The following is a 13348-nucleotide window of genomic DNA, read 5'->3' on the forward strand; positions in this document are numbered from 1 at the left end:
ACACCCCTTAACGCTTGGGTAAGATTTGGCCGCCGCCGTCGGCCGAAGGGGAACGCATGGTCGATATCGTTGGCGACGACTGGGGCGACTATCTCGAGGGCGGGGACGGCGCGGACACCCTGACCGGCCTCGGCGGCGCCGACTACCTCTACGGCTACGCCGGCGATGACGTCCTGGACGGCGGGGATGACACCGACTCCCTCTACGGCGGCGTCGGTCGCGACACCCTGCTCGGCGGGGCGGGTGACGACTACATCTACATTCATTCAGGCGAGGAGACGGCCGGGTTCGACCTGCTGATCGACGGCGGCGACGGGATCGACTACCTGCTGTTCGCCCGCAACGGCTCGACGCTGAACTTCACCTTCAGCCTGGCGGTCACCGGCGACCAGAATGTCCAGGGGACGGTGATCCGCAACATCGAGCGGATCGACTGGTACGGCGGCAACGGGATCGACACCGTGACCGGCGGCGCGCTGACGGACTGGCTGTTCGGCAACGGCGCCAATGACGTGCTGAACGGCGCGGGCGGCAACGACCTGATCGACGGCGGCACGGGCAACGACTCGCTGTCGGGCGGCGACGGCGACGATGAAATCCGCAGCTACAGCTACACCGGCTACACCGACCGGGACACGCTGATCGACGGCGGCGCGGGCATCGACTTCGCCATCATCGGCAAGCACTACAGCACCGCCAACCTGACGCTGAACATCACCGACCCGTCCGTCAGCCAGACGGTGGACGGCACGGTCATCCGCGGCATCGAGCGGATCAACTACGGCGGCGGCTCGGGCATCGACACCATCACCGGCGGCGCCCTCAACGACATCATCTGGGGCTACAACGGCAACGACGTGCTGGTCGGCGCCGCCGGCGACGACGAGCTCACGGGCGGCGAAGGCAATGACAATCTGTCCGGCGGCGACGGGCAGGACACCCTGTACGGCGAGGCCGGGAACGACATCATCGCCGGCGGGGCGGGATCGGACGTCATCTCCGCCGGCCTGGGCAACGACACGGTCACCGGCGGCGACGGCGACGATTCCATCTCCGGGCACGAGGGGATCGACTCCCTGTCAGGCGGCGACGGCGCGGACCAGCTGTATGACTCGGGCGGAACCGCGACCACCAACGACACCCTGATCGACGGCCGCGCGGGCGACGACTACGCCTTCATCGACCGCCGCTACAACACCGGCGGCATGACGCTGGACGCGACCGTCACGACGGATCAGGTCACGGGCGGAACCACCTTCCGCAGCATCGAAATCCTCGACTTCCGGGGCGGCAGCGGCGTCGACCGGATCACCGGCGGCGGCTTTAACGACTATATCGCCGGCGGCGTCGGCAACGACGTTCTGGTCGGCAACGCCGGCGATGACACCCTGTTCGGCGAGGCGGGCAACGACGTCCTGACCGGCGGCGCGGGCGCCGACCAGATGATCGGCGACGCGGGCGACGACACCGTGTCCGGCGAAGACGGCGACGACCTGGTGTTCGGCGGCGACGGCGTCGATGCGATCACCGGCGGCGAGGGCAATGACGAACTGCAGGGCGGCCTGGGCAACGACACCCTGACCGGCGGCGGCGGCGACGACCGCCTGTTCGGCGACGAGGGCTCGGACTCCCTGAGCGGCGGGGACGGCTCCGACGTCATCAGTTCGCTGAACTATGCGTCGATGACCAACGACACCCTGGTCGACGGCGGCGCCGGGATCGACCGCGTGGTCCTGAACCGCACCCTGACGACGACGGCCATCACCCTGGACTTCACCCTGGCCGAGGCCGGGACCGCGGGCGGCACGGTGATCCGCAACATCGAGGCGGTGAACTACGACGGCGGGTCGGGCGTCGACACCATCACCGGCGGCGCCTACGACGACATCCTGTACGGCTATGACGGCGCGGACGTGCTCGCGGGCGGCGGCGGCGCCGACAACCTTCAGGGCATGGGCGGCGCCGATGTCGTCACCGGCGGCGACGGCGACGACTTCATCGCCGACACCCAGGGCGCCGACAGCCTGTCCGGCGGCGACGGCAATGACGTCATCTACAGTCTGCGGTTCGAGGGCGACACGGCCCGTGACACCCTGCTGGACGGCGGCGCGGGCATCGATCTGCTGCAGATCGACAACCTGATCGTCACCACGGCCATCACCTTCAACGTCAACCTGACCGCCGACCAGACCGTGGGCGGCACGGTGATCCGGGGCTTCGAGGCGATCCAGTTCTATGCCGGATCGGGCGCGGACACCCTGACCGGAGGGCTCTACAACGACCAGCTCTACGGCAACGGCGGCAACGACATCCTGACCGGCGGCGCCGGGGACGACATGCTGTTCGGCGCCCTTGGCGACGATGTGCTGTACGACGGCGCGGGCAACGATGCGATCGACGGCGGGGAGGGCGCGGACCGCCTCGTGCTGACCGGGGCGCGGGCCGACTACAGCTTCACCGAAATCGACGGCGTGGTCACCATCGTCGACCTGCGCGCCGGCAGCGCGGACGGCACGAACACCGCCGTCGGCATCGAGACCGTCACCTTCACCGACGGCACGTTCGCCATGGTGGACCTGGCCGTGCGCTTCGTGGAGGGCTCGGCGAACAACGACTATCTGAACGGCTCCAACGCCTCGGACTCGATCAACGGCCAGGGCGGCAGCGACACCCTCGACGGCGGGCTGGGCGCGGACATCCTGTACGGCGGCGACGGCGACGACACCCTGCGGGGCGGGATCGACTCCAGCAACATCCGGGACCGCCTGCTGGACGGCGGTTCGGGCTCTGATTACGGCGACCTCGACTTCACCCGCAGCACCATCGCCAACACCCTCGACCTGACCGCGCCGGAGATCGTGCAGACCGTCGACGGCGTCCAGATCGTCAACATCGAGCGCATCGCCTACGACGGCGGCTCGGGCGTCGACACCATCACCGGCGGCGCGCTGAACGACACCCTGAACGGCTACGCCGGCAACGATATCCTGAACGGCGGCGCCGGGATCGACTACCTGACCGGCGGGGTCGGCGCGGACCAGCTGCTGGGCGGGGAAGGCAACGACAGCGTCTACGGCGAACTGGGCGACACCCTGCTGGACGGCGGCGCGGGCACGGACCGGCTGGTTCTGACGTCCGCCCTGACGACCGCCGTCACCTTCAACATCAGCGACCCGAACGCCACGGTGACGGCCGGCGGGACCAGCATCCGCGGGTTCGAAACGCTGGACTACCAGGGCGGGTCGGGCGTCGACACCGTCACGGGCGGCCTCGGCGGCGACGAGCTGTCCGGCGGCGCCGGCAACGACGTCCTGACCGGCGGCGCCGGCTACGACTACCTGTACGGCGAGGACGGCAACGACACCCTGAACGGCGGCGCCGACGCCGACGTCCTCAGCGGCGGCGCCGGAACGGACACGCTGAACGGCGGGGATGCGGGCGACACCCTTCGCGGCGACGCCGGAAACGACGTCATCAACGGCGACGCCGGTGATGACTACATCGACGGCGGGCTGGGGGCGGACCAGCTCTCGGGCGGCGACGGTGACGACAACATCGTGAGCCTGGTCTCCTTCTACGACTGGTGGACGGGCGAGACCACGGTCGACACCGTGCGCGACAGCCTGATCGACGGCGGAGCGGGCACGGACTTCGCGGAGATCGATCGTCAGACGGCGACCGGCAATATCACCTTCTCCATCGCCAATCCGGCGACCCAGCAGGTGTTCGACGGCCTGACCCTGCGCAACGTCGAACAGATCAGCTACATCGGCGGGTCGGCGATCGACACCGTCACCGGCGGGGCGCTCGATGACACCCTCAGCGGCCGTAACGGCAATGACGTCCTCAACGGCGGCGACGGCAATGACACGCTCAGCGGCGACCTGGGGAATGACACCCTCAACGGCGGGGCCGGACGGGACAGTGTGGTCGGCGGGCGCGGCGCGGATTCCCTCAGCGGCGGCGACGGCGACGACACCATCGACAGCCGCCAGACCTATACCGACCCGACCACCTATGAAGACCTGACGGATACCGGGAAGGACACCCTGGTCGACGGCGGCGCGGGGACCGACCTGGCCTACATCGACCGCCTCAACTCCACGGCGGCGATCACCTTCTCCATCGCCGACCCCTCGGTGCAGCAGACCGCCGACGGCCTGACCATCCGGGGCGTCGAGCAGATCCAGTATCGCGGCGGTTCGGGCATCGACACCGTGACCGGCGGGGCGCTGGACGATGTTCTGGAAGGGCGCTCGGGCAACGACGTCCTGAGCGGCGGCGGCGGCTGGGACACCCTGTACGGCGGTCTGGGCAACGACACCCTGAACGGAGGGGGGGACCGCGACTATCTGTACGGCGAGGACGGCAATGACACCCTGAACGGGGACGTCGGAACCGACATCCTCTACGGCGGAATCGGCGACGACATCCTGCGCGGCGGCGCGGATGACGACAGCCTGCGCGGGGATGCCGGTATTGATCGACTGGAGGGCGGCGACGGTGACGATTCCGTCTACGCCGACGTCGACGACACGCTGATGGACGGCGGCGCCGGGACCGACATTCTGGGCCTCACCCGGACCAGCGCCACGACGGCCTTCACGCTCGACCTCACCCTGACGGGCGATCAGGCGACCGGAACCTCGGTCGTGCGGGGCTTTGAACAGGTCAGCTACAGCGGCGGCAGCGGCGTCGACACCATCACGGGCGGGGCGCTCACGGATGGGCTGGACGGCGGCGCGGGCGACGATGTCCTGCGGGGCGGAGCGGGCAACGACTCGCTGAACGGCGGCGCGGGCGCCGACACCCTCGAGGGCGGCGCGGACGTTGACAGCCTGACCTTCGATCACGCCGACTTGCTGGCGGACGGCGGCGCCGGCGAGGACTCCGCCAGCATCGACGCCTCCGCGGCGACGGGGCCGCTGACGCTCGATATCTCCAACAGCGCCGTGAGCCAGACGCTGGGCAGCACGACCGTGCGGAATATCGAGCGCCTGTCCAACTATCGCGGCAGTTCGGGCGTCGACACCGTCACGGGCGGCGCCCTCAACGACGTGATGCAGGGGCTGGCCGGCGACGACGTCCTGCGTGGCCTCGGCGGCCAGGATCAGCTTCAGGGCGGGCAGGGCAATGACCAGCTGGAAGGCGGTTCAGGCAGTGACTTCCTGTACGGCGAGGCCGGCAACGACATCCTGCTGGGCGGCGCGGACAACGACATCCTCAACGGCGACGAAGGCGATGACGTCCTGCGCGGCGAGGCCGGGAACGACACCCTTCAGGGCGGCAACGGCGTCGACAGCCTCGAAGGCGGCGACGGTGACGACAACCTGACCAGCGAAAGCGTCTCGACCGGGTTGCACGACGCCCTGATCGACGGTGGCGCGGGCGTGGACTACGCCAGCATCCAGCGCAACCAGATGACCACGGGCGTCACCTTCAGCATCGCCGACCCGTCGGTGGACCAGACCGTCGGCGGCACCGTCGTGCGCGGGATCGAGCGCGTCCAGTTCACGGCGGGCTCCGGCAATGACGACCTGACCGGGGGCGCGCTGGACGACGTGCTCGCCGGCAACGGGGGCGACGACGTCCTGCGGGGCGGTGCGGGCCTGGACAATCTCCAGGGCGGGGACGGCGCCGACCAACTGGACGGGGGCGCCGACAGCGACAACCTGACCGGCGGCAACGGCGACGACACCCTGCTGGGCGGGGCCGGCGCCGACAACCTGTGGGGCAGCGCGGGCAACGACGCCCTCGACGGCGGCGACGGCGCGGACGTCCTGCGCGGCGAGGCGGGGATCGACTCGCTCAGCGGCGGAGCCGGCGATGACGCCATCACCTCCGACGCCGATGATGTGCTGGTGGACGGCGGGGCGGGGACGGACTTCGCCATCATCAGCCGGGCCTCGGCGACCGGCGCGGTCACCCTCAGCATCGCTGACCCGACGGCGCAGCAGGTGTCCGGCGGCCTGACGCTGCGGGGCGTCGAGCGGATGGACTACACCGGCGGCTCGGGCGTCGACACCATCACGGGCGGGGCCCTGAACGACGTCCTGAACGGTGCGGCCGGGGACGACATCCTGACGGGCGGGGCGGGGCTCGACGCCCTGACCGGCGGGTCCGGCCGGGACACGCTGGACGGCGGCGTGGGGGCGGACGTCCTGACCGGCGGCGACGGCGACGACACCATCGGCGGCGGCGCGGACAACGATGTGCTGAACGGGGACGCCGGCGCGGACGTGCTGACCGGCGGGACCGGCGCCGACGTGCTGGACGGCGGTTCGGGCGCGGACAGCCTGGACGGCGGCGACGGGGATGACGTGCTCTACAGCCGGGGGAATACCGGCGCGGCGCGCGACACGCTGATCGCCGGCGGCGCGGGCTACGACTACGCCGTGATTGAACGGACCGGCCTGACGACGGCGGCGACGTTCGACTTCGGCGCGGCGTCCACCACCTCCGACGGGATGACGGTCTCGGGTGTGGAGCGCGTGGACTACTACGGCGGCTCGGGCGTCGACACCATCACGGGCTCGATCGGCGGCGATGTCCTTAGCGGCGGCGAGGGGGCGGATGTGCTCTCGGGCGCGGCCGGGGACGACATTCTCCAGGGCGGCGTGGGCGCTGATGCGCTGGTCGGCGGCGCCGGAAATGACACCGTCGAGGGCGGCGCGGGCGTCGACAGCCTGGACGGCGGGGATGGCGATGACATCCTGATCAGCCGGGACTCCGGCGACGGCACGCGCGACAGCCTGATCGATGGCGGCGCGGGCGTGGATTTCGCCACCATCGAGCGGACCGGCACGACGGCCGCGATCACCTTCACCCTCGCCAATCCGGCGACCAGCCAGACCTTCGACGGGACCACCCTGCGCAATGTCGAGCGGATCGACTACGCCGGCGGCTCGGGGATCGACACCATCACCGGCGGCGCCCTGTCCGACACCCTCCGTGGCGCGGCGGGCAATGACGTCCTGCGCGGCGGCGGCGGCGGCGACATGGTCGAAGGCGGGGACGGCAACGACCAGCTGTTCGGCGACGCAGGCTCTGACACCCTGAACGGCGGCGCCGGAACGGACACCATCGACGGCGGTGACGACGCCGACACCATCGACGGGGGGCTGGGCGCCGATTCCCTGTCCGGCGGGGCAGGGGACGACGTCATCACCAGCATCACCGGCCAGGACGGTCTGCGCGACACCCTGATCGACGGCGGCGCGGGCATCGACTTCGCCGAGGTGGCGCGGGAAACCTCGACGGTCGCGATCACCCTCTCGATCGCCAACCCGGCGACCAGCCAGACCTTCGACGGCACGACCTTGCGCAACATCGAACGTCTCGAGTACCGGGGCGGCAGCGCGATCGACACGATCACGGGCGGCGCGCTGAACGACACCCTCTACGGCAACGCCGGCAACGACGTCCTGAACGGGGGCGCGGGCACTGATATGTTGGACGGGGGGCTCGGCAACGACGCGCTGAGCGGCGGCGCGGATGCCGATACCCTGTACGGGCTCGACGGCGACGACACCCTGAACGGCGACGACGGCGACGACCAGGTCTGGGGCGGCCAGGGCGTCGATACGGTCAACGGCGGCCTCGGAGCCGACCAACTGAACGGGGAAACGGGCAACGACGTCCTGACGGGCGGCGCAGGCAACGATGTTCTCAGCGGCGGCGCGGACTCCGACTCCCTGTCGGGGGGCGATGGGGACGACCGTCTGATTTCCGAGTTCGGGGGTGTCGCCGACACCCTGATCGACGGTGGCGCGGGCGTGGATTCCGCCGAACTGGACTGGGACACGGCGACCGCGAACATCACGATCAACCTGACCAATCCGGCCACCTCTCAGGTCGCCAACGGCACGACCCTGGTCGGCGTCGAGCGCCTGCAGCTCTATTTCGGCGGTTCCGGCATCGACACGATCACCGGCGGCGCGCTGGACGACAATCTCTACGGCTACAACGGCAATGACGTCCTGTCCGGCGCGGCGGGAATCGACACCCTGAACGGCGGTTCCGGGGATGACGTGCTCGACGGCGGCGCGGACAACGACAGCCTGAACGGCGGGCTGGGCGCAGACACAATGCGCGGCGGCGACGGCGACGACTCCCTCAGGTCCGAGGACATCGACGACCTGCTGCTCGACGGCGGCGCGGGTGTGGACTTCGCCTACATCGACATGGATCAGTTCACCGGCGCCCTGACGCTGGACCTGTCCGGCACGGCCGACCAGACGCTGGACGGCATGATCGTCCGCGGCATCGAGCGGCTGCAGTACGTCGGCGGTCTGGGGATCGACACGATCACCGGGGGCGCCCTGAACGATATCATCGGCGGCGGCACGGGCGACGACATCCTGCGCGGCGGGGCCGGGATCGATGATCTTCGCGGCGACGCGGGCGCCGACAGCCTGTTCGGCGGGGACGGGGATGATCGCCTTCAGGCGGACCGCTTCGACCTGCTCCTCGATGGCGGCGCGGGCCTGGACTACCTGACGCTCAGCTTCTCGGGCACGAGCACCCAGGTCACGCTGAACCTGTCGACGCCGTCGGTGGATCAGACCGTCGGCGGCGTCCTGATCCGCAACATCGAAGGCGGGCAGGTCCTCGGCGGAACGGCCAACGACCTCATCACCGGCGGTGTGATGAACGACAGCCTCTACGGCTACGAGGGTATGGACCAGCTGTCTGGCGGCGACGGCGCGGATACGCTCTACGGCGGGCTCGGCGACGACATTCTGGTCGGCGGCGCCGGAGCGGACAGGCTGTACGGCGAGGCCGGGGCGGATCGCTTCTCCGGCGGCGCGGGCGATGACCTCATCACCGCGGACACCACCGATCTGGAGGCCGACGGCGGTCTCGGCGCCGATCATCTGGTTCTGACGGTGTCCAGCGCCCCGTCGGGCGAGATCGACCTCTCGTCGGGGTCCGGTCAGGTCGGGGCCCTCGTCATCTCGAGCATCGAGCGCATCACCTACAACGGCTGGTCCACCTCCGACGTGATGACGGCCACGGCCGGTGACGACGTCGTCAACGGTAACGGCGGCGACGACCTGCTTCGCGGCTACAACGGCAATGACACGCTTTCCGGCGGCGACGGCGCCGACCGGCTGGAGGGTGGTCTCGGCGCTGACAACCTGCGGGGCGACAACGGCGAGGACCTCGTCGACGGCGGGGAAGGCAATGACAACCTGTTCGGCGGCGTCGGGCGCGACAGCCTGATCGGCGGCGCCGGGGCGGACACCCTCTACGGCGAGAATGACGACGATCTGCTTCAGGGCGGCGCCGACAACGATCGCCTGATCGGCGGCCTCGGCAACGATGTGCTGGACGGCGGCGACGGGATCGACACGGTCCAGCTCAACTTCTCATCCATGACCACCGGGGTGAACTTCGCCCTGATCGGCAACCAGACGGTCCAGACCGGCGAGGGGCTGGACACCCTCATCTCGATCGAGGCCGTGCAGATCACGGGCGGGCAGGCCAACGACAGCTTCACCGGCGGCGCCGAAGCGGACAACATCAGCGGCAACGCCGGCGATGACCTGCTGCGCGGCGGGGCCGGCGGCGACACCCTGTCCGGATCCTCGGGCAATGACCGTCTCTATGGCGAGGCGGGCGACGACGTCCTTTCGGACAGTGACGGTGTCGACACCCTGGATGGCGGCGACGGCGTCGATACCGCGATCCTGTATTTCTACGGCTCGGCGTCCGGCATCAACTTTGCGCTCGCCGAGGGCGTGACGGTGGTGAGTTCCTTCGGCTCGGTCACGCTGAATTCGATCGAGCGGGTCACAGTGAACGGCTCGGTGTTCAACGACACCCTGACTGGCGGCGGCCTGTCCGACACGCTGATCGGCAATGACGGCGACGACGTGCTGAGCGGCGGGGCGGGTGACGACACCCTGACCGGTTACGCCGGCCGGGACACGCTGAACGGCGGCGATGGAGCCGATGTCCTGAATGCGACCTCTGACGACCTGCTGATCGACGGCGGGGCCGGGATCGATACCCTCAACCTGTCCTTCAACAGCAACTCCGGCCTGACGATCACCTTCGACGACACCCTGGCCGAGCAGACCCTCGCCGGCGTGGTGGTGCGCAATGTCGAGCGGCTGATCACCTATGGTGGGTCGGGCAATGACCAGATCACCGGCGGCGGCTACGCCGACACCCTGAACGGCGCCGCCGGCGACGACGTGCTGCGCGGAAACGGCGGGGACGACAGCCTGAGGGACGACACGGGCCTGAACGACCGCATGGAAGGCGGCGCGGGCAACGACACCCTGTTCAGCTATCGGGGCCAGAACCTGGCCACCACCGTCTATATGGACGGCGGAGACGGCGACGACCGGATCGACCTCAGCTTCCAGGCCGTTTCGCTCCCGGGGCGGACGACGGCGACCCTTCTGGGCGGAGCCGGTGCGGACATCGTTCGCGTCGGGGCCATGGCGGCCGGAACCATCGACCTGGGCGCCGGCGACGACAGCCTCGAGTTCAGCGGCGGCGACGTCGTTACCGCGGACATCACCCTGGGTGACGGTTCCGACCGGATCATCCTCGGCGCGGACCACAGCGGCGTGCGGACGGTGACCGACTTCCGCGTCGGGGCCGGTGGCGACATCATCGACATCGGTCGCCTGATCAGCGCGGACGGCTCCAGCCCGTTCGCCAGCGGTGTCGCCGACCTGATCCAGCAGGGCGCGGACACCCATCTGATCGTCAACGGCCAGACGGCGCTGATCCTGCGCAACGTGAACCGGATCGACCTGATCGCGGCCAATCTCGGCGGCATCACCTCGCCCTATGCGGGCCGCAACATCAGCGGCACCGACGGTGGGGATGTCCTGTCCGGCGGGATCGGCCCCGACGTGATCAGCGGCGGCGCCGGCGCCGACACGCTCAACGGCGGCGACGGCAACGACAACCTCAACGGCGGCGCGGGCGCGGACGTCCTGACCGGCGGCCTGGGCGACGATCTCTACTTCGTCGACAGCGGCGACGACGTGATCCGCGAGTTCGCCGGCGAGGGGCGCGACTTCGTCTACGCCTCGGCGACCTATCGCCTGAGACCCGCCGACGACGTCGAGGCCCTGATCGCCGAGAACCCGTCCTCGACCCTGGCGATCAACCTGGCGGGCAACGACATCGCCAACATCATCCGCGGCAATAACGGCGCCAACATCATCGAGGGCGGCGGCGGGGCGGATATCCTGTTCGGCTACCTGGGCAATGACACGCTGAACGGCGGCGCCGGAGCCGACATCCTGAACGGCGGGCTCGGCGACGACATCTACTTCGTCGACAGCGCCGACGACTTCATCCAGGAGGTCGCCGGTGAAGGGCGCGACTTCGTCTACACCAGCGTGAATTTCCGCCTGCGCCCGACCGATGACATCGAGGCGCTGATCGCGGAGTCCCAGACGTCCACGACCGCCCTCAATCTGGCGGGCAATGACATCGCCAACATCATCCGCGGCAACAACGGCGCCAACATCATCGAGGGCGGCGGCGGGGCGGACGTCCTGTTCGGCTATCTGGGCAATGACACGCTGAACGGCGGCGCGGGCGCCGACATCCTGAACGGGGGGCTCGGCGACGATATCTACTTCGTCGACAGCGCCGACGACTTCATCCAGGAGGTCGCCGGCGAAGGGCGCGACTTCGTCTACACCAGCGTCAATTTCCGCCTGCGTCCGACCGACGATATCGAGGCCCTGATCGCGGACGACCAGTCGGCGACGACGGCCCTGAACCTGGCGGGCAACGACATCGCCAACATCATCCGCGGCAACAACGGCGCCAACATCCTGGAAGGCGGCGGCGGCGCGGACGTCCTGTTCGGCTACCTCGGCAACGACAGCCTGAACGGCGGCGCGGGCGCCGACATCCTGAACGGCGGCCTCGGCGACGACATCTACTTCGTCGACAGCGCCGACGACCTGATCCAGGAAGTGGCGGGCGAAGGCCGCGACTTCATCTACACGACGGTGAACTACCGCCTGCGGGCCAATGAGGACATCGAGGCCCTGATCGCCGATCCGCAGAGCGGCACGGCCGCGCTGAACCTGGCGGGCAACGACATCGCCAACATCATCCGGGGCAACAACGGCGCCAACATCCTGGAAGGCGGCGGCGGGGCGGATATCCTGTTCGGCTATCTGGGCGCCGACAGCCTGAACGGCGGCACGGGAGCCGACGTCCTGACCGGGGGGCTGGGCGACGACACCTACTTCGTCGACACCCAGGATGACGTGCTGCAGGAGGTGGCCGGCGAAGGGCGCGACGTCGTCTACGCCTCGGCCAGCTACCGTCTGCGGGCCGCCGACGACATCGAGGTGCTGATCGCCGATCCGCGGGCCTCGACCCTGGCGATCAACCTGACCGGCAACGATCTGGCCAACATCATCTACGGCAACGCCGGGGCCAACATCCTCGACGGCAAGGGCGGCTCGGACACCCTGATCGGGTACGAGGGCGCGGACTCCTTCGCCTTCACCGCCGCCCTGAACGGCAGCACCAACGTCGACACCATCCTCGGCTTCACCGCCGCGGAAGACTTCATCCTGCTGGGCGCGGCGGGCGGTCAGCCGTTCGCCGCACTGGCGGCGGGCGCCCTGTCCGCCTCGGCATTCACCACGGGCGCGGCGGCGACGACGGCGGAGCACCGGATCATCTACAACGCGGCGACCGGCAATCTCTTCTACGACGCCGACGGCTCCGGCGCCGGCGCGGCCGTCCAGTTCGCCAGACTGGACGCCGGGCTGACCCTGACGGCGATGAATTTCGTGGTCACGGCAGGGTTGGCCTCGCCCGCGCCGACCGCCGACAAGTCGGGCGGCGACGCCCTGGTTCAGCCCGCCCTGCCGGACGGCAAGTCGTCCGGTCCGGAACCGCTGGTTCAGCCGGACCTGCCGGTCTCCGGCGCCGGCAAGGGCGGGGTGGAGCCTCTGGTGCAGCCCGCCCTGCCGGGGACCAAGGAGGGAAGCGACGCCCTGGTCCTGCCGCCGTTGATGGACGACGGTTTCGTCCTCCCGCCGCTGCTCGACGACGGTCCGCTGGTCCGCCCCGGTCTGGGTCCGCAGAAGACGTTCGACCTCGTCGACCTGCCGGACACCGACGGTCTGTTCGATCCCCGCGGCGAGGGTCATGCGGGCGATCACTTCGGTCTGTACCTGGTCCCGGACGACGCGGACCTCGGGGCGGGCGGCCCGCCGCGGCCGGACGACTGGCTGCTGTAAGCCGGCGGCGGAGCCTGGCGCGGGGGTCAGGTTTCGCCGTTCTCGCAGCGGGATGACGGATCGAACCGGCGGCTTCGGCGTTTCCGGGCCTCAGTAAGGTGTCA

The 13348-nt window shown here is 69.7% G+C and carries 1 protein-coding gene; it reads left to right on the forward strand.

All coding sequences use genetic code 11. The features are described from left to right. The first annotated feature begins 56 nt into the window (after nt 1–56). On the forward strand, nt 57–13244 hold the full coding sequence (locus tag VGE03_RS07810) for a hypothetical protein (protein ID WP_331045916.1): 13188 nt from the start codon (nt 57–59) through the stop codon (nt 13242–13244). The last annotated feature ends 104 nt before the right edge of the window (nt 13245–13348 follow it).

Source organism: Brevundimonas sp. (genome assembly GCF_036400995.1).
Taxonomy (GTDB): Bacteria; Pseudomonadota; Alphaproteobacteria; order Caulobacterales; family Caulobacteraceae; genus Brevundimonas.